Here is an 18687-nt window from a genome sequence, read left to right on the forward strand (position 1 = left end):
TCTACTGCTTTAGATTCAAATTAATTTTGCTTCTTTGCCATTCGGTTAATTTTAAACTGAAGTAACAAAATCATCGTGATAACTGCCACTAAAATTATACCTGTCAGGAACTTTATTTCAGGCATAATTGAAGCAAAATCCCCTCCATAAAATGCTATTTTCCTAAAGCCACTCAAGTATTGAGTTACGGGAATAAACCGAGCCACATTTGTAATCACCTCAGGGATTGCCGAAGTAGGCCAAGTAAAACCACTTAAAATAAATGCGGGGGTAGAGATTACCATCAATAACTCCGTCGCTTTCAGTTGGCTGGGTATGGCAATCGAAAACAACATCCCTATAAACATAGACGCGAAGGTTAATAATGTTGTCAAAATCAACATTTGAAAATTAATTACTTCTACCCCAACATTAAAGAAAGAAAGAATCAAACTTATGATTAACCACATAAAGGGAAGCATAATCAAAAAGGGCGTTGCCTTTAAGCCTATGTGATAAATCGAAGACTTGCTTTCAATTACAAGCTTACCAAAATAGCCATCCTCAAAATCTCGGGAGAAAGCCAAGGCCATTGCTAAAAAGATAATTTGTTGCATAATGGCAGCAAGCAACCCAGGTAGCATAAAGGTTACATAATTCCCGGTAGAATTATAAAGTTTATTGAAGTTAATTTTAAAACTTTCATAAGCTGCTTTTGCCTGTTCCGGATGAAGTCCTTGTTTTTTAAGCCCCTCTATTTCAATTCCAGCATTTATGGTCATCAACACAGTATTGATATGATTGCTCGCTGTGTTGGCATTTAAAATATTTGCCATGTTCAAATCTACACGTACCTCTGGATGTTTTTTTTGCAAAAGATCCTTTTCAAAATCAGTAGGCAGGGTAATTACCGCTACGTATTGTTTGACAGGCATTTCATTTTTGATATCCCCAGGGATTGACCTTACATCAGAAACATGTAAGCCCTCATTGTCTTCAAAAGCATCAATTATTTTATCCGATGCAGGACTTTGGTCTTGGTCCACAATGACTATGGGTAAATCCTTGACTTTGGCTTGTTGGTACACATAGCCAAATAAAATACCGTAGCCTATGGGCGCCCCAAAGAAGATGGCCATTAGCACACTATTGGAAAAAATACGCCTGAATTCCAGTTTTAATAAGCCTATGAATTTTTTCATCATTTTTTTATTTAATCAGGAAAGTAGCATTGATATAAAACTTTTGCCCCTGAACATTTGAAGTAGGTACTACTTTTAATTCATAAATTGATTCGGACAACCCGTACAAAGGTGCTGTGCTTGTAATGTCTGCATACTTGGCTAGTTGCTTGATGGCTGCAATCCTACCTCCTACTTCTTCTTCGGTATAAGGATTGACTAAGCTTAACTCCTGACCTACTTCAAAATCATAAATCCTTGATTCTGGAATTGTAAACCTGAAATAGATGCTGTTGGTTTTGTAGCCATTAAACAAGGTAAAACCGGGGGTAAGTAACTCTCCTTCATCCAAACTAATGGTTTCTACCGACATATCTGCTGGTGCAATAACAAACTGCTCTAAAGAAGCGGTGGCAACTTCTTCCCTGGCTCCCTTTGCTCTATCCAACTGCCCTTTGGCTTGCTCAATTTGCTCTTCCCTCGCTCCTTTTTTCACTTCATCTCGCTTGGCCGCTAAAGCAGCTACCTGAGCTTTCGCCATGTCCAACTTCATCTTTACCTCATCAAATTGCTGTTGGCTTATCAATGAATCCGTGTACATGGCTTCAAGACGGTTAAAAGATTCCTGAGCAAAATTCAATTGCGCTTTGCCAGCATTCAATTGGCCATCAATCTGATTGAGTTGCTCTACCGTAGCCCCATTAAAGGCCATATTTAACTGACCTTGGGCAGCCATTATGGCCCCTTCTGCCTGAAGCATTTTAGCTTGTACTTCTGGAATATTAATTGTGGCTAAGGTATCCCCTTTCTTTACTTTTTGTCCCTCTTCTACGAATATTTTATCCACTCTTCCCGCAAGTTTGCTACTCACTGAAATGGTTTCAAATTTCACTTTACCTCTATTGGGGGTGATCTGTTCTGGCTGGCATGAACTCAAAGCAAGTAGTGCGAAACCGCCTAGTAATATATTTTTATAGGTATTCATTTTTTTATTTTTGATGGGTTAGTAATTAAGTATTCCTTTGGCATGAAGCAGGTCTGCCACAGCGCGGCGTTCTTTAAAATAAGATTCCTGCAATTTGAAATTGGCTTTCTCAACATCATTTAAAGCATCCAACACATCATTGATCGAGGCCAGGTTGTTTTTGTATTGAGTATTCACCATCTCATAGTTTTCATTGGCCAATTCAATTTCCTTTTTAACTATTTTAGTATTCAATAAGGCCGATTCATAGCTTATTTCAGCTTTGGATATTGCTAACTCAATCATTTCATTGGCCTCTTCAATCTGTTCTCTATACTTGGCAGTCTCTAGTTGAACTTTTCTTCTTTTTAATCGTGATTGGTTGCCATCAAAGACATTCCATTTTAGCCCTACCCCTACATACCATTTTGGATCTAGTAGTGATAAATTCTCTTCAATAAATTCATAGTGACCTTTCATGGCTACTTTAGGAATGAAATTGCTCTTTATCATTTTGGCCTGGTATTGAGTCGCCTGTTCGGCCTCTTCTAAGGCTTTGATTTCATTGCGTTTCTCCCAATTGGAATCTGCATCCACGGAAAAAGAATGCAATTGCGGTTGGAGCATTTTTAAATCTGCTCTACTCTCACCGGTAAGCTGGTGAAGCACTTCTATCAACAGGGTATTATTGTGTTCAAATTCAAGCTTTTTGGCTTCCAATTGTTGCTTCGCCAGTTCAATTTTATTTCGACTGATGGGTGTTGCCAGACCATTTTCGATGGCCTTACTGACATAGATTGCCTGTTCATTCAAATAGTCTTCTGAAGTAGTGAGCACTTTTTTTGATGCTCTTACCAAAGCAAGTTTATCATAGGCTTCTATGATTTGTAAGGCGATTTTATCTTCCTCCGCCATCCCTAAGTAATTCAGAGAGGCTTCCTTGTGTTTGCTCGCTTGGAGTGCATTGCTTGCTTCCAGCCCGCTAAACAATACCCAATCTACATCTACCGATGACCTCAGAATATTTTGGTTTTGTAAAACCGGCACCTCCTGAAGTGGAAGGGTATTTGGAAAAGTTGAGTTAAAAGGTAATCCGACAGCGTCTTTGATAACAAGCTTTTGGGTCTCCGTTAACAGGTTTTTTGTATTTTCATCAAAAGTAATGTCATCATTCAAATGGGTATAACTACCGTTTAAAGTAATTTTGGGCAAGAATACCGATTTTGCCAATTTTTGGTCAATTCCAGCCTGTTCTGCATCAAGGTATTTACCATTGACGGTTTGGCTTTTACTTAGCCCTTTATTGATCAGTCCTTTCAATATTGGATCTAGTTGCTGCCCCTTTGTTACCGAAGGCATCACCGTTGCAAGAAAAATCAATAGAATCGCAAATGCTCCTTTGTATGGTTTCATTGTAAATCGTTTTATAATTACAATACAAAGATCCTTAGGAAACAGCGGTTATCTTTTGACCTATATCAAAAAGTGAAACATGGAAATGGCAAACAGGTTAAAATTGCGTCTTTTATCACTACCTATTGACGGAAAGATCAAAGCTAGCATGAAACATCGCCAGAATTTTTTTTTTTGAATCCGGGTTATCATTAGGAATACCTGGGCTTTCTCAGATAGGAATCCAATCATAAGAATATCAGGAAATTTGGAGATTTTTACTTAGCATCTCTATATCCACTTTCTCCAATAAGCATAACTTTTGAAGGCCGAAAAAAGCCTAACAATCTTGTTTGTTATGAGTGATCGATATTAATAAAGACTTTTCAAGTATGAATTATTTACTCGAATTGCTTTTCCTGATGCGGCTTAATGTTTCCTGCGTCATACCTAAATAGGAAGCGATATGGCCCAAAGAGACTTGATAAACAATGTCCGGAAACTCAGCAAGCATGTATTCATACCTTTCTTTGGCTGTTTGAAATTGAATGGCATTTAATTTATTCACTACTTTGGTAAGCATTTCAGTGGTGACCAGCCTTCCAAGCTTTTCCATTTTTGGATAGGTGTCAAACAATTCATCCAGCTTTTCTTTTGTGATACTGTATATCACAGTATCTTCTAAAACTTCAATAAAATACAAACTGGGACATTGCTGGAAAAAGCTGTCTGCACTGGCCATAAACTTACCACTACCGAAAAACCATAGGGTGATTTCCTTACCCGCCTGATTAAGGTAATAACTTCTACCCAGTCCGCTTTCTATAAAGTACAAGGTTTTAGAAACCTCTCCTTGGCGAACAAGAATTTGATTCTTTGGGACAGCCTCTTTTTTAAAATGTTTGAGGATGTCATCTAGCTCATCATTTGTAAAAGGTACCAATGCTTTCAAAAAATCGGAAATGTTCATAAATGTCATGGGTATCGGGAAATGGTAGTACCAAAGGCACAATTCCCTAGCAAAGTTTCTACAGTTATCAGTTCATTGATCAGGCAATACACAGCTCTTAGGCTATTTCCCACCTAACTAATAGTGGAAATTTAACCCGGATTATGTAATAGAATTTCTCCGCCCTGACAATGTTAGGGGTGAAGCCTGTCCCTTGTTTACGGGAAGTGTTGCAATCGCAAGAAAATCAGGCTGTTTGGAGATTTTATCATAGCACCGCTATGGTGAAATCTCCAAACAGCAACGAAGTGGCTGATTTTATAACGATTTCAGCACGTAATAGAATGTCTATTGCATATTTCGGGTTTAACAAAGGTGAAGCTACAAAAAAATAAGTTGATTTTAGGGAGCCTGTGTAATCTTGTTTTGCTTAAACAAGAAAAAAATAGTTGGCTAAAAGTAATTTTCGCTCCTAATTTAAAATTCTGTTCCCTATTTCAGGTTTAGTTCATTAATTAGCCCCAAATTGCAGGTATAAAGGGTTTATGCTATTTCCATGCAAACCCATATTTAAAAGATTTATGGAACAATTACCACAATTGCGTACAGTAAATGTGACCAGGTACATGCAGCCATTAAGGGAAGGTGGATCACTTCCAGCCCTTGCAGCTGCTGACGATGGTTTTAATTACGTATTGAAATTCCGAGGTGCAGGCCAACGTGAAAAAGCATTGATAGCAGAACTCCTTGGCGGAGAGATCGCACGATTGCTAGGGCTTAAAATTCCCGAGCTTGTCTTTGCCAACCTGGATCCTGCATTTGGCAGATCTGAAGGAGACGAAGAGATACAGGATTTATTAAAGGGCAGCCAAGGCTTAAACCTGGCTTTGCATTTCTTATCCGGTGCCATCAATTTTGATCCTTTGGTTTCAAAGGTTGATCCATTACTGGCTTCAAAAATTGTTTGGTTAGACATGTTTATCACAAATGTAGACCGGACTTTTAGGAACACAAATATGCTAATGTGGAACCGAGAGCTTTGGCTCATTGACCATGGCGCTGCATTTTTGTTTCAACACGGCTGGACAAGATGGAAAGAAAATGCGACCAAGTCATTTCCCATTATTACCAACCATGTGCTACTCCAGCAAGCTGAAAAATTGGCTGAGGTCAATGATGAATTCACTTCTATTTTAAATGAGGATAAGATTAACGCCATTGTTTCTCTGATACCTGATGAGTGGTTATTAGCAGGAAGAGATGGGGAAAATGCTGAGGAACTACGAACGGTTTATGCCGATTTTCTAAAGCTAAGATTGTCTTATGCGGATCAATTCACCAAAGAAGCAAACGATGCAAGAAAATCAATTATATGAATATGCGGTCTTGCGCGTAGTACCAAGGGTGGAACGCGAAGAGTTTATAAATGTGGGCGTTATTTTGTGTGACCACAAAAGTGGCTTTTTAGGGGTGAAAATTCACCTTTCCAGGGAAAAGATCCTGGCATTAGATCCAGATGCTGACATTGAAATGATCCAATTGAACTTGAGTTCTTTCGAAAAAATTTGTGATGGAAAATCTAATGGAGGACAAGTTGCAACAATGGACCTGGCTTCACGCTTCAGGTGGCTGACCGCCGTGAGAAGTTCTGTAATCCAAACCTCAAGACCCCACCCAGGATTGAGTAAAGACCTGAGCAAAACTTTGCAAGAGCTATTTGAAGAATATGTATTGTAGAGAATAATTTAACCCGGATTATGTAATAGGATTTCTCCGTCCTGACAATAGTCAGGGGTGAAGCCTGTCCCGTGTTTACGGGAAGTGTTGCAATCGAAAGACAATCAGGTCGTTTGGAGATTTTAGCATAGCACCGCTATGGAGAAATTGAAAACAGCAACGATTGGGTATTTTAAAGCGATTTCAGCACGTAATAGAATGTCAATTCATATTTCGTGTTTAAGCTTCGTATTTTCTTGTCTGGAAATTCAGCAAGAAAAAGTAAATAAAAAACCCACCCGAATATACAATTCGGATGGGTTTTTCTATTTAAAATCCATTTACTCCTCCAGCTACAAGACTTATCAGCAGCAAGACAATGAATATATAAAATATTACTTTAGCAATAGAGGCTAATCCGGAGGCAATTCCTCCAAAACCTAAAACGGCAGCTATTAAAGCGACTACTAGAAATGTGATTACCCAAGTTAACATAGTATCAGTGGTTTTTGGTTAAAATTTATTTCCAAACCAAAAGACAAAAACCAATCCAAGATTCTGTCTTTTACCTTATCTACCATCACTTTAACCTCTTTTGTTCTATTGCGCTACTTTTTTGTTTTATTGAGTTAATAGCACGCCCAGTTCAGCAAAACTAGCCGGTTGACCATCTGTTGTGCTTTTTGCTTTCAACTTGATAAACCTTGCTTCCTTGGGGTCAAATTCCACTCTTTGTTCAATGGGACTATTGGCTATATTCCCAAACTCACCTTCTCCAGCTTTTTGCCAGCTTTTCCCATCCATACTGGTATAAAACACATAGGTCTTAATCAGGCCCGACATGTATCTATTCTGCATGGGGAAATAGGTGAAACCGGCAACCTCCTGTTTTTCTCCCAGGTCTATGGTGGCTAGGTTTTGATCACTTACATAATTGCTAGATGGGTCTTCATCTATAAGATTACCAGCATTCTCTCCTCCACCTATTACTTTCCAATTCTTTTTAGCCAATTGGAGATCAACTTCTATCATTTCACTGAATTTTCCAGAAATTGGATCTTTGGTCACTGCCTTCAACTTAGTAGGTTGCATTACTGAAAATGCTTCGCTATAAACCTTACCTGACTTTATAGGATCTTGCCCATCAAGGCTATAATACACCTCTAGTCCCCCTTCTATCACATTCAATTCTACCGTTCCGTTTTTATCTCTGGAAATTTCCGGTGGCAATAATAGTTTGGGTGCATCAAAGAAAGCCAGATGACTTATTACGGGACTCTCTTTGGCATTATGAATGGTAAATTTTACAGCCATTGCCTTTGTGTCAGGAAGTCTGAGGATTCTTTTGTAGCCAATGGTTGTCTCTTTGGCTATACTTTTCCATTCTTTATTTTCATTTAGGATTTCAAGTTCGAAGGACTTCACTCTTTGTCCCAATGAAATGTTTTCCTGAACCAAAAACCGATTGAAGGTCCGGGCTTCATCAAAGTTAATGGTAACAGAAGCCGGCAGTTCACCAGCCTTTGGACTCCAGAAAGTCATCATTTCTGAATTCAATAAATTTTCTACAGAATATTGACCATTTTCAGATGAAGCAGAAAGATTACTGCTTTTTAACGGTATTTTTTGGCTAAAATCCTCCTTCACCTTGGCTACCAACTTCTTCAACTGTTTCACATCATTTTCATGAATCTGCCCTCTTCTATCTACAGGAAAATTAAGTAATAAAGAGCTGTTTCTTCCTATACTGTTGTAATAAATATCCAATAACTCGGGGAGTGATTTCACTTTATGGTCCTCATAAGGATGGTAATACCAACCTGGACGGATAGACACATCCGCTTCTGCTGGCACCCAATGGGTTCCATTTTCCTGACCGGAGGAATATTTCTTTGAATATTCCGGCATTCCCCCGTATATAGAATCTCTCATAAGATTGGACCAGGTAGTCGGATAAGCAAAACCATGTTCATTCCCTACCCATCTAACATCAGGGCCTGCATCTCCGAAAATCACAGCCTGAGGCTGAAGTTCCCGGATAATTTCAATCGTCCCGGACCAATCGTAATAATTCTTTTTATCCACCCTGCGTTCTTCATTGGCTCCCCCATAATAACCGGAACCACCATTTGCTCCATCAAACCAAACCTCAAAAATCTCCCCATAGTTGGTAAGCAACTCCCTTAGTTGGGCTCTAAACACTTCAATGTATTCTGGAGTGCCATAATCCGGGTTATTTCTATCCCAAGGAGAAAGGTATACCCCAAACTTCAAGCCTTCAGCTCTAAATGCTTCAGCTACTTCTTTGACAATATCTCCTTTACCATCTTTCCAAACCGCATTTTTTACAGAGTGCTCGGTGGTAGCTGTAGGCCAAAGGCAAAAACCATCATGGTGCTTTGCTGTAATTATGATCCCTTTCATCCCTGCCTCTTTACAAACCTTCGCCCACTGTTTGGGGTCAAAATCCGTAGGATTAAACATAGCAGGATCTTCATCGCCCATACCCCATTCCATATTGGTGAAGGTATTCATATTAAAATGGGCAAAGGCATAAAACTCCATCTCCTGCCAGGCAAGTTGCCTTTCATCTGGGATGGGAAGTACTGGATTAATAGGATCTGTTTGTGAGGATTGACAGCTCACAAAAAAGAAAATTGAAAGGCCGAGAAGAAATAATTTACTGTTCATTATTGTTTTTTTGATATTGAGAAGATCAATAGCGTCCTAAATAAAAAAATGAGAGGATCAATTTTTTGCCCAAAATAGTTTTTTTGGGTTTGCACCAAAAAACACGAACCTCTAATGTGTAATATTACATTGTTTTCACAGATTATAAAAAAGATTGATCGTTCTATTTTCAAGAAATTGGTTAAGGAAAAGCAAACCGAAAAGGGCTGCAAAGGATTTGACAGCTGGACGCACCTGGTTTTCGATGTTGTTCTGCCATTTTGCCAAGAGCACAACGGTAAGGGAGATTTCCAATGGGCTTCAGTCTGCCACTGGGAACTTTAACCATCTTGGCCTTACCAAAGCCCCATCCAAATCAAGTATCAGCTATCAAAATAAACGAAGGGATTCGGACCTTTTCAGGGACCTTTATTATTCTCTGTTGGGAAGTTTAGGACAGCAGGCATCTGTCAAAAGGTCCAAACTCAGGATCAAGGGCCCTGTTTATTTGCTAGACGCCACAGTGATTAGCCTTTGCCTTACGGTGTTTGACTGGGCTACTTTCCGTACCAAAAAGGGAGCAGTAAAGATGCATACGCTACTGGAATATGAAGGAAAACTCCCTGTTAACGTGAATATTACCGAAGGGAGTGTCGGTGACAACAAGGGGGCTTACAATCCCCCTAAAAAAGGGTGATCGTCGCTTAAAAACCACAAAGTGCTCAGATTGCTCATCAAAATAACATAATCCCTTATTCGTACTTACCTAAACCACCCCTCTGCATCTCTGATCAAGTCTGAAACTTCATTGCTACTCAATCCAGAGGAGTTCTCTTCTGGGTTGGCTAAATAATCCATTTGATACCCTGTTTCCGGATTAAACCCGGATTATGTAATAGGATTTCTCCGCCCTTATAGGATTCGTGATAGCCTGTCCCGTGTTTACGGGAAGTGTTGCAATCGCAAGACAATCAGGCTATTTGAAGATTTTAGCCTAGCACCGCTATGGTGATATTGAAAACAGCAACGAAGTGGCTGATTTTGAAGCGATTTCAGCACGTAATAGAATGTCTAATGCATATTTCGGGTTTAACAAATACCTTACTTGTTTCTTATACTTATCGACAATATTAATACCTCCATGATCAGTGCCAAACAATACCAATCCACTGGAATGGGGCAATACTGTTTTAACTGGAAATTATTTAATCGCATACCTTCATACGGCTCACTGATGGTAGTAACAGAAAAATCGGTATGATCAAAAAGGATCACACCAAAAGTATAATTAGGACAAAATACCCATGCATCTCCTACTTGATCAAGTTTTATTAATCCATTGCTTTATAAAAAAAATAGGATAGTAGCTATCCATACATGTTAAAAGTTTCTCTGCTTAATATTGTGAATTAAACCTCAGCTATGGTGTTTAAATAGAAATAAGTTCACAAAAAATTCTGACTATTTACAAGTTAAGACAGTTAATGCTTGCTTGTAACTTTAAAACAACAATCGTTTAATCTAAAATTATTCAGCGTGTAAATGGTATTCTATTGCATGATTTAAATTCATTTAATCAATTAAATTTACTGATCAACTCTTCAAAATCATCCCTAATATAGATGACGTTTCTACCCAATTCGATCCACTTCTTTTTCTCTAACTGTTTAAGTAACCTTGAAACAACCTCCCTCGAGGTACCAAGTTCATTGGCGATTTCCTGATGTGTGGTATAAAGCTCATTGGTTTTCAATTGCTTCATTTTTGTTACCAGATAGCGCATCAATCGTTCATCCATGCGCTTAAACGCTACAGCATCCAAGGTTTTTAGTAACTCTTGAAATTTAATCCTGTAAGAATCAGTAACATAATTTTTCCACTGTTTAAATTCTTCTGTCCATTTTTCATGTTGATCCACAGGAACACTTAGCAACATACTGTCCTCTTCTGCTACCGCCCTGATTTCACTTGGCCTGTAGGAAGAACAACAGGTAAGGGATAAAGCACAGGTTTCTCCCGGGTCTATATAATACAACAACAATTCTTTGCCTTCTTCATCCAAACGCAAAACTTTTAAACTCCCTGAAAGTAATATGGGAACCATTTTAATGAATTGGCCTGGCTCAATTATCGCCTCCCCACTTTTAATGTTCATAATCTTACCCTCTTTTGTCAGCGCCTCTAAAAGTCGGGAATCTGAGAAAAAAGGTAAGTAACTAGATAAGTTTTCTTTTGTAATCATATTGTCCTAATTGCTGCCTTGCGATTTGTCCAATGCCAGAGTATTGGACTGATTAAATTCATAAACCAAAACAAAAAACAACAGATGAATCATTTGAGAAGGCAAAGCACCCCAATTCTCTATTAAACTTGTTCCTCCGATCAATATCAGCATTAATACTCCACCTATTACTGCTGCATTTTTTGTTTGCCAACCAAGAATTAAAAGGAAGCCAATTAAAAACTCTACAAACGGTAAAGCATAGGTAAACGGAATCAACATAAAGTTAGGCAAAAGTGAATCCTTAAAATTATTAAGCATACCCTCACTAAAGGCAGTTAGCTTTGGAATCCTCACCAAGCCATGGCCTAACATGCTAATCCCAATCCCTAAGCGGATAAAAACATAAGACATTGATTTCATAAAATGCTAGTTCTTTTAAATAGTTAAGTTAAAAACCATTCAATTTCTGGCTAATGCAATTCGATTTTTTCTCAGCTGGTTAAGCTAAATTATAACACAACGAGATGCAATAAAAATCCCAATATGCCCACTCTTCCCAAAACTGTTATAAATTTTTAAAAATAAGTCAGGAAAGCCCAAATTTCAATCCGCATTAAAATAATTTCTTCAAATTACAGAATCAATCATTAGGCTTGGTTATTCCAGGTGATTTTTATTTAAACATTTGCATAAAAGGTAAGAAATGGTAGAAATTAAACCCGGATTATGTAATAGGATTTCTCCGTCCTGACAATAGTCAGGGGTGAAGCCTGTCCCGTGTTTACGGGAAGTGTCGTAATCACAATAAAATCAGGCTATTTGGAGACTGAGTCATATCACCGCTATGGTGAAGTCGAAAATGACTGATATAAAAGTGATTCCATCACGTAATAGAAGGTCTATTGCATATTTCGGGTTAAAGCCTCTGAGCCCATTTTCACAGGCTGCGGGCTATTTCGCGTTAAATAAAAAAAACCCAACCCTTAAGGTTGAGGTTTCTTTATCAAATATTAAAAACCAATTAATACCTGTAATAATCAGGTTTGAAAGGTCCTTTACTGCTTACGCCAATGTATTCAGCTTGTTCTTCGGATAATTCATCCAACACAACGCCTAATTTTTTAAGATGCAATTCAGCCACTTTTTCATCCAAATGCTTTGGAAGCACATAAACCCCAGCTTCATATTGATCTGTATTGGTCCACAATTCCAACTGCGCCAAGGTCTGGTTAGCAAATGAATTGGACATTACAAAAGAAGGATGACCAGTTGCACAACCTAAATTGACAAGCCTACCTTCTGCAAGAACAATTATATCATTGCCGTCTACATTGTATAAATCTACCTGAGGTTTGATCTCATCTTTAGTATGACCATAATTCCCATTTAACCAGGCCATATCAATTTCATTGTCAAAATGACCAATATTACAAACAATGGCCTTGTCTTTTAGGGCTCTAAAGTGAGCTTCCGTAATGATGTCTTTGTTTCCAGTAGCAGTCACTACAATGTCTGCTTCTTTTACTGCATCAATCATTTTTTTCACTTCAAAACCATCCATGGCAGCTTGAAGGGCACATATTGGATCAATTTCAGAAACAATAACTCTTGCACCCGCTCCACGAAGGGATGCGGCAGAACCTTTTCCAACATCTCCATATCCAGCTACAGCAGCCACTTTACCTGCCATCATAATATCAGTTGCTCTTCTAATGGCGTCTACCAGAGATTCCTTGCAACCGTATTTGTTATCAAATTTAGATTTGGTAACGGAGTCATTTACGTTTATTGCAGGAATTGGTAGGGTACCATTTTTCATCCTTTCATAAAGTCTATGAACTCCAGTAGTTGTTTCTTCAGAAAGTCCTTTTATATCTCCTACCAATTCAGGGTATTTATCCAATACCATATTGGTCAAATCACCACCATCATCCAAAATCATGTTCAAAGGAGCTTTTTCCTCTCCAAAAAATAAGGTTTGTTCGATGCACCAATCAAAATCTTTCTCAGAAAGTCCTTTCCAAGCGTAAACACTTATCCCTGCCGCTGCAATAGCTGCTGCCGCATGGTCTTGAGTAGAGAAGATATTACAAGAAGACCAGGTAACTTCAGCACCTAAAGCAACTAAAGTTTCAATTAATACAGCAGTCTGTATAGTCATGTGAAGGCATCCTGCAATCCTGGCTCCTTTCAATGGCTGTGATTCTCCAAACTCTTCTCTGAGTGCCATAAGTCCTGGCATTTCACTCTCTGCAAGTCGAATTTCTTTCCGCCCATAAGCGGCAAGTGAGATATCTTTTACCTTGTATTGAACGTATTCCTGTGATTTTGTCGCTGACATATTTAAAATTATATAGTTTCTAGGAAATTTTTGACAAATTTAGTTATAAGTGAACACAAATGAAAGTCAGCTATTTTTAACTAACCTAATTTGTTTAAGCTCATAACGGCTTACCTCTCCATTTTGTTTACACATTTCAAGGTGTCCATAATTTCCAACCCCAATGATTTTCCCTTTAAAAGTTTCCCCATCATCATAGGTTGCCCACTCATCTTTCAAGTACATTAACTGCTGATATTGGTCTTTAATCGATTTATAAGACTCCTTTTTTAAGTTCAGGTATTGCTGCTCTACCTTTTCTAATACTGAAAACAAAACTTGATTTAAATCAAATCCCTGTCCTGTTAAGCTTTTCAAGGAGACAGCATTCTCTATATCAAATTCGATTTGATTTATATTGATTCCCACACCTATTACTGAAGATTCAAGGAACCTTCCTTGCAATCGGTTTTCAATTAACATTCCCCCTAACTTTTTGTCATGCAGAAAAAAATCATTGGGCCATTTCAACTTGACATCTTTTACAAAAGTATCAAGCCCCTGCTGAACGCCTATTGCAACCGCCATATTTAGCATGAATTGCTCATCAATAGACAAAAATCTCGGGGTAAAAACCATGCTAAAGGTCAGGTTTTGACCGGGTGGGGATATCCATTTATTACCCCGTTGCCCTTTGCCTTTGGTTTGATTTGAGGTGATAACAACTGCCCCTTCTTTTGCCAAGCCTGAGCGAACCATAGAAAGGGCAACCTCGTTAGTAGAATGACAGTCTGTCAGGTTTATAATTTCTTTTCCTAAAAAAACAGTATTGGCAAGGATTTTATGCATCTATAATTAGTTATTTCATCCCATAATCTGGATATTTATTGTTTCATCTCAAGTTATGGATAAAAAATAAATAAATTTAAAATACACCATAAATAAACATATGACGGCAGAAGAGCTGTGCAAAGTTATAGTAAAAGGAATGGAAGATAAAAAGGCTTCTGACATTGTAATGATGGACTTGAGGGATATCTTTAGCACGATGACTGATTTTTTTGTGATTTGTTCAGCCACATCCGACACACAGGTGGATGGTATATCCAACGCGATCGAAGAAGAAGTTTACAAAGCGAATAAAGAAAAACCCTGGATGAGTGAAGGGAAAAGCACCAGCCAGTGGGTTCTATTGGACTATGTAAATGTAGTTGTTCATGTTTTCTTAAAAGATAAGCGGGAATTTTACCAATTAGAGGAGCTCTGGGGTGATGCGAAGATCACCAAAATTAATCCTCAATAACCATGTAGATAAAAACATTCCTTTATCTAATTCGTTTTAAAAAAATTTAAGCATTAAAAATACCGATATGAGTAATAATAAATCTAAAAAATTTGTTCCTAAACCTCCCCAAAAGCCAAACTTTCAGCTCTGGTTGATTATTACCGCTGTGATCGTCCTCATCGGCGTAACTTGGTTCAATCAAAATACAGCCACTGTTGAAATTACCATGAAACGCTTTGAGGACATGGTTTTAAGTAGTGATGTAAAAAAAGTAACCGTCATATTTAACCAAAACTATGTTGAAGTCACCCTCAAGGAGGAAGCTCTGGAAAACCAGAGGTACAAAGACGAACTAGAAAGTCAAAATAGGTTCTCCAATCCAACAGGACCACACTATAAAATTAAAATCGCTTCGGTCGATAATTTCATAGAGAATTATACCCAACTGGAAGAAAAGCTGCCGGAAAGTGAAAGAATCGGGTACTCTGCTAAAGAAGAAGAAAGTTGGGGCAACTGGATTTCAAGCTTTGGCTTTTTGATTTTGATATTTTTCCTATTTTGGATGATGATGCGTAGAATGTCCGGCCCTAGCGGTCCAGGTGGACAGATTTTCAACGTAGGTAAATCCAAAGCTCAATTATTTGATGCAGAGAATAAGGTGAAAATAACCTTTGACAATGTTGCCGGACTAGACGAAGCAAAAGAAGAAGTAGAAGAAATTGTAGAATTTCTTAAAACACCAGCCAAATTCACCAAATTAGGTGGTAAGATACCAAAAGGTGCCCTGCTAATAGGCCCTCCAGGTACAGGTAAAACTTTATTAGCCAAAGCTGTGGCAGGAGAAGCAGGTGTACCTTTCTTCACCCTATCTGGTTCTGACTTTGTAGAAATGTTTGTTGGAGTAGGTGCTGCTAGGGTACGTGACCTGTTCAAGCAAGCCAAAGAAAAAGCACCTTGTATTATCTTTATTGATGAAATAGATGCCATAGGTAGATCAAGAGGCAAAGGTCAAATGCCAGGATCAAATGATGAGAGAGAAAATACACTAAACTCCCTCTTAGTAGAAATGGATGGATTTGGAACGGATTCCGGTGTAATCGTTCTTGCAGCGACTAACCGTCCAGATGTTTTAGACAGTGCCCTTTTAAGAGCTGGTAGATTTGATCGCCAGATAAGCATAGACAAACCAGATATCGTAGGTAGAGAAGCCATCTTTAAAGTTCACCTTGAACCGATCAAGACAGCAGATGACATTGAACCAAAAAAATTAGCGGCTCAAACGCCTGGTTTTGCAGGTGCTGAAATTGCTAACGTTTGTAATGAAGCTGCATTGATAGCTGCTAGGCGCAATAAAAACGCTGTGGACATGCAAGATTTCCAAGACGCTGTGGATAGAGTGATTGGTGGATTAGAGAAGAAAAACAAGATTATATCTCCAGAAGAGAAAAAGATTGTGGCTTACCACGAAGCTGGACATGCTGTTGCCGGTTGGTTTTTAGAACATGCAGATCCATTGGTAAAAGTAAGTATTGTACCAAGAGGAATAGCTGCGCTAGGCTATGCTCAGTACCTTCCAAAGGAACAGTTTCTATATCAAACAGAACAGCTTATTGATGAGATGTGTATGGCATTAGGCGGTAGAGCTGCTGAGGAAATTACATTTGGAAAAATCTCTACAGGTGCTTTGAGTGACTTGGAAAGAATTACTAAAATGGCCTATTCAATAGTTTCAGTATATGGGATGAATGATAAAATAGGCAATGTATCTTTCTATGACTCTAAAGGAGGTGAATATAAATTTGACAAACCTTACTCTGAGAATACTGCTCAAACAATAGATGAAGAAGTTCGAAAATTGATAGAACATGCTTATTCTAAAACCCTAGAGCTCTTGAGAGACAAAAAGATGGAGTTGGAGAAAATAGCTAAGGAACTCCTAGAAAAAGAGATCTTATTTCAGGCAGATTTAGAAAGCCTGATTGGTAAAAGACCTTTTGACAAAGAGACTACTTACGAGAAGTTTACCAAAAACACGGATGAGGTAAAGACCCTCGAAGAGCCTAAAGATCAGACTTCTGATACAGATGATGAAAAAGAGGATGTTATAGAAAATAAAGACTAAATTTCAATGTCTTTTAAATCAGTAAATAATCAGGAGGGGCAACCCTCCTTTTTTTATTTAAAATTTGATAGTATAAATTAGTAGTAAGCAGTAATTTTATTCCGTAAAATCGACAATAAATTAGCCATGCCATCATCTCCAAGCGCTACAAATCAAGAAAACACTATGATAATTGCTCTGAAAGGAGCACAAAAAGTTTATTTTGTTTCTGATTTTCATCTAGGAACGCCGGATGAATTGTCCAGCAGACAAAGGGAAGAAAAAATTGTAAGATGGCTTGATGAAATTGAGAAAGATGCTGCTGCGATTTTTTTTGTAGGGGATATATTTGATTTCTGGTTTGAATACGAGAAGGTTATTCCAAAAGGATTCTTTAGGTTTTTTGCCAAAATCACAATGTTGCGGAGCAAGGGTATTCCACTGTTCTTTTTCACGGGAAATCATGATTTATGGATGAAGGATTATTTCTCAGAAGAATTGGGCATTCCTGTATTTCAACATCCCCAAGAAATAATCATTAACGAAAAACGATTTCTTGTCGGTCACGGAGATGGTCTTGGTCCAGGTGATAAAAAATACAAACTTCTTAAAAAGTTTTTCACCAGCAGTGCCTGCAAATGGATGTTTAAATGGCTGCATCCAGATATTGGTATCGCCATAGCACAGGCATGGTCCAAAAACAGCAGACTTACCAATGAATTGAAAAAGGAAGATGAGTATAAGGGAAAAGACCATGAATGGTTGTTTCAATATAGCCAGGAGATAGAAAGCAAAATTCATTTTGATTATTATGTTTTCGGCCACAGGCACCTGCCTTTGAATTTACCCATAAATGAAAGCTCCGTATATTTTAATCTTGGGGAATGGGTCAACCAATGTTATTATGGTGAATTCGACGGCATGAGCTTTCAACTAAAGCAGTACAATGGCTATGCGATTAAAGCGAATTGACTTCATACTCCCTTGGTTTCTGGCGCTTACTCTTCTCCCCTTGGCCTCTATTGGGCAGAAAGAGGATTGGGTAAAGTTATGGGAAGTCACGGTAGCAGACATTGATAAAACAGCTACAGATGGCAAAGGAAATGTATTTATAACTGATAAGCAGGGATACCTCTCTCAATACAATTCTAAAGGAGAAAAGATTAATCAGTTGGCAAGCTCCCTGAGTGCACCTGTAACACATTTAGACCCTTTCAATACGGTTAGCCTTTTCCTTTTCAGTGCATCCTTACAAAGATTTGAAATCCTGGACAGGTTCTTAAACCCTATCATCAACAAATCCATTGGAGAAACAGGTGTTTTAGGTTGGGTAAGTCATGCCAGCCCTGGAAATAACAATAGTCTTTGGGTTTATGACGAATCAGACCTAAAACTGAAAAAAATCAATCTCAGCAATAACGAACTTCTACAAGCCCAATCCATCAATACGATAATTCAGAAAAATGACCTGGATATAGTATTGCTGATGGAAAGATACAATCTAGTATTTCTTCAGGTAGCCAATGATGGCATGTATATTTTTGATAATCAAGCCAATCTAATTGATAAAATAGTCCTTTCGACTAGTAAACGAGCTGTAATTGAAGATGATTTCTTCTATACTGTAGAGGGAAATGAAATACTTAAAACAAATTACCTTACAAAAAAAGCTAAACTCTTTCCCCTTCCTGAGGGTTATTATTTAGATAAACTGGCCTTGTCCTATCAACAACTCCTATTGGCCAATAAAAAAAAAGTGGTTGCATTTGAACGACCAAAAGATTTCTAATACAGGCCAAATTCTACCACTTACATAAAACAAACTAAATATTATTGCTTTAGGGTAAATAGTTCGTTAATTAATTATAATTTTGTTAAATTATATTAATTAAAGTTGAATTTTTAA

General features: G+C 38.1%; 17 protein-coding genes. 7 read left to right on the forward strand and 10 right to left on the reverse strand.

Annotated features, from left to right (window positions below):
* Positions 1 to 20: 20 nt before the first annotated feature.
* The 4 genes from AC13EX_RS08925 to AC13EX_RS08940 form a co-directional block, all read right to left on the reverse strand.
* Positions 21 to 1184 carry an ABC transporter permease gene (locus AC13EX_RS08925; protein WP_240477821.1) on the reverse strand — a complete coding sequence of 388 codons (1164 nt, stop codon included), beginning with the start codon at positions 1182 to 1184 and terminating at the stop codon, positions 21 to 23.
* 4 nt (positions 1185 to 1188) lie between these two features.
* Complete coding sequence (locus AC13EX_RS08930; RefSeq protein ID WP_339716223.1) at positions 1189 to 2145, reverse strand: HlyD family secretion protein; 957 nt, start codon at positions 2143 to 2145, stop codon at positions 1189 to 1191.
* A gap of 18 nt (positions 2146 to 2163) precedes the next feature.
* The gene (locus tag AC13EX_RS08935; protein WP_339716220.1) at positions 2164 to 3537 is read right to left on the reverse strand and encodes a TolC family protein; all 1374 of its coding nucleotides are present in this window, start codon (positions 3535 to 3537) and stop codon (positions 2164 to 2166) included.
* A gap of 376 nt (positions 3538 to 3913) precedes the next feature.
* Complete coding sequence (locus tag AC13EX_RS08940) at positions 3914 to 4486, reverse strand: Crp/Fnr family transcriptional regulator (RefSeq protein ID WP_482892409.1); 573 nt, start codon at positions 4484 to 4486, stop codon at positions 3914 to 3916.
* Positions 4487 to 5046: 560 nt separating this feature from the next.
* On the opposite strand from AC13EX_RS08940, the gene AC13EX_RS08945 reads away from it, so the two are divergent.
* On the forward strand, positions 5047 to 5841 hold the full coding sequence (locus AC13EX_RS08945) for a HipA family kinase (protein ID WP_048642940.1): 795 nt from the start codon (positions 5047 to 5049) through the stop codon (positions 5839 to 5841).
* Positions 5819 to 6202 (forward strand): DUF3037 domain-containing protein, encoded by a 384-nt coding sequence (locus AC13EX_RS08950; RefSeq protein WP_482892410.1) that lies wholly within the window; start codon positions 5819 to 5821, stop codon positions 6200 to 6202. The genes AC13EX_RS08945 and AC13EX_RS08950 overlap by 23 nt, the downstream gene beginning before the upstream one ends.
* Before the next feature lie 309 nt (positions 6203 to 6511).
* Here AC13EX_RS08950 and AC13EX_RS08955 read toward each other — a convergent pair whose 3' ends face one another.
* Together AC13EX_RS08955 and AC13EX_RS08960 are read right to left on the reverse strand one after the other, a co-directional pair.
* Positions 6512 to 6676, reverse strand: a complete 165-nt coding sequence (locus AC13EX_RS08955) for a DUF1328 domain-containing protein (protein ID WP_014021499.1) — start codon at positions 6674 to 6676, stop codon at positions 6512 to 6514.
* A 126-nt stretch (positions 6677 to 6802) separates the two neighbouring features.
* Entirely contained in the window at positions 6803 to 8872 is a 2070-nt protein-coding gene (locus AC13EX_RS08960) for an alpha-L-fucosidase (protein ID WP_482892411.1), read from the reverse strand.
* 157 nt (positions 8873 to 9029) lie between these two features.
* Here AC13EX_RS08960 and AC13EX_RS08965 point away from each other — a divergent pair, with 157 nt between their 5' ends.
* A complete protein-coding gene (locus AC13EX_RS08965) occupies positions 9030 to 9548 on the forward strand; it encodes a DUF4372 domain-containing protein (RefSeq protein WP_482892435.1) in 519 nt (172 codons plus the stop codon).
* Between the two features lie 879 nt (positions 9549 to 10427).
* Here the strand turns inward: AC13EX_RS08965 and AC13EX_RS08970 are convergent.
* The 4 genes from AC13EX_RS08970 to AC13EX_RS08985 all read right to left on the reverse strand — a co-directional run bounded on the left by AC13EX_RS08970 (position 10428) and on the right by AC13EX_RS08985 (position 14244).
* A complete protein-coding gene (locus AC13EX_RS08970; protein WP_482892436.1) occupies positions 10428 to 11090 on the reverse strand; it encodes a Crp/Fnr family transcriptional regulator in 663 nt (220 codons plus the stop codon).
* Positions 11091 to 11099: 9 nt separating this feature from the next.
* Positions 11100 to 11495: a DoxX family membrane protein gene (locus AC13EX_RS08975; protein WP_339716950.1), complete on the reverse strand. Its 396-nt coding sequence runs from the start codon at positions 11493 to 11495 to the stop codon at positions 11100 to 11102.
* Positions 11496 to 12096: 601 nt separating this feature from the next.
* Positions 12097 to 13416 carry an adenosylhomocysteinase gene (gene ahcY, locus AC13EX_RS08980; protein ID WP_048642935.1) on the reverse strand — a complete coding sequence of 440 codons (1320 nt, stop codon included), beginning with the start codon at positions 13414 to 13416 and terminating at the stop codon, positions 12097 to 12099.
* 66 nt (positions 13417 to 13482) lie between these two features.
* Entirely contained in the window at positions 13483 to 14244 is a 762-nt protein-coding gene (locus AC13EX_RS08985) for a biotin--[acetyl-CoA-carboxylase] ligase (protein ID WP_482892413.1), read from the reverse strand.
* Positions 14245 to 14344: 100 nt separating this feature from the next.
* On the opposite strand from AC13EX_RS08985, the gene rsfS reads away from it, so the two are divergent.
* The 4 genes from rsfS (at position 14345) to AC13EX_RS09005 (ending at position 18570) form a co-directional block, all read left to right on the forward strand.
* On the forward strand, positions 14345 to 14698 hold the full coding sequence (rsfS, locus tag AC13EX_RS08990) for a ribosome silencing factor (RefSeq protein ID WP_048642933.1): 354 nt from the start codon (positions 14345 to 14347) through the stop codon (positions 14696 to 14698).
* A 67-nt stretch (positions 14699 to 14765) separates the two neighbouring features.
* The gene (gene ftsH / locus AC13EX_RS08995) at positions 14766 to 16802 is read left to right on the forward strand and encodes an ATP-dependent zinc metalloprotease FtsH (RefSeq protein ID WP_048642932.1); all 2037 of its coding nucleotides are present in this window, start codon (positions 14766 to 14768) and stop codon (positions 16800 to 16802) included.
* A gap of 165 nt (positions 16803 to 16967) precedes the next feature.
* Complete coding sequence (locus AC13EX_RS09000; protein ID WP_048644582.1) at positions 16968 to 17753, forward strand: UDP-2,3-diacylglucosamine diphosphatase; 786 nt, start codon at positions 16968 to 16970, stop codon at positions 17751 to 17753.
* Positions 17728 to 18570, forward strand: coding sequence for a hypothetical protein (locus tag AC13EX_RS09005; protein WP_482892415.1), 843 nt, complete (start codon positions 17728 to 17730; stop codon positions 18568 to 18570). Before AC13EX_RS09000 ends, AC13EX_RS09005 begins: the two co-directional genes overlap by 26 nt.
* Positions 18571 to 18687: the final 117 nt, after the last annotated feature.

The sequence above is a fragment of the Cyclobacterium sp. L-R genome, assembly GCF_056859355.1.

What these genes read in the sequence shown, in the direction of transcription:
- AC13EX_RS08940 (WP_482892409.1), bottom strand. Translation starts at nt 4,486, where the DNA reads ATGAACATTTCCGATTTTTTGAAAGCATTGGTACCTTTTACAAATGAT.
- AC13EX_RS08950 (WP_482892410.1), top strand. Translation starts at nt 5,819, where the DNA reads ATGCAAGAAAATCAATTATATGAATATGCGGTCTTGCGCGTAGTACCA.
- AC13EX_RS08935 (WP_339716220.1), bottom strand. Translation starts at nt 3,537, where the DNA reads ATGAAACCATACAAAGGAGCATTTGCGATTCTATTGATTTTTCTTGCA.
- AC13EX_RS08960 (WP_482892411.1), bottom strand. Translation starts at nt 8,872, where the DNA reads ATGAACAGTAAATTATTTCTTCTCGGCCTTTCAATTTTCTTTTTTGTG.
- AC13EX_RS09005 (WP_482892415.1), top strand. Translation starts at nt 17,728, where the DNA reads ATGGCTATGCGATTAAAGCGAATTGACTTCATACTCCCTTGGTTTCTG.
- AC13EX_RS08925 (WP_240477821.1), bottom strand. Translation starts at nt 1,184, where the DNA reads ATGATGAAAAAATTCATAGGCTTATTAAAACTGGAATTCAGGCGTATT.
- AC13EX_RS08945 (WP_048642940.1), top strand. Translation starts at nt 5,047, where the DNA reads ATGGAACAATTACCACAATTGCGTACAGTAAATGTGACCAGGTACATG.
- rsfS (WP_048642933.1), top strand. Translation starts at nt 14,345, where the DNA reads ATGACGGCAGAAGAGCTGTGCAAAGTTATAGTAAAAGGAATGGAAGAT.
- AC13EX_RS08955 (WP_014021499.1), bottom strand. Translation starts at nt 6,676, where the DNA reads ATGTTAACTTGGGTAATCACATTTCTAGTAGTCGCTTTAATAGCTGCC.
- AC13EX_RS08985 (WP_482892413.1), bottom strand. Translation starts at nt 14,244, where the DNA reads ATGCATAAAATCCTTGCCAATACTGTTTTTTTAGGAAAAGAAATTATA.
- ftsH (WP_048642932.1), top strand. Translation starts at nt 14,766, where the DNA reads ATGAGTAATAATAAATCTAAAAAATTTGTTCCTAAACCTCCCCAAAAG.
- AC13EX_RS08930 (WP_339716223.1), bottom strand. Translation starts at nt 2,145, where the DNA reads ATGAATACCTATAAAAATATATTACTAGGCGGTTTCGCACTACTTGCT.
- ahcY (WP_048642935.1), bottom strand. Translation starts at nt 13,416, where the DNA reads ATGTCAGCGACAAAATCACAGGAATACGTTCAATACAAGGTAAAAGAT.
- AC13EX_RS09000 (WP_048644582.1), top strand. Translation starts at nt 16,968, where the DNA reads ATGATAATTGCTCTGAAAGGAGCACAAAAAGTTTATTTTGTTTCTGAT.
- AC13EX_RS08975 (WP_339716950.1), bottom strand. Translation starts at nt 11,495, where the DNA reads ATGAAATCAATGTCTTATGTTTTTATCCGCTTAGGGATTGGGATTAGC.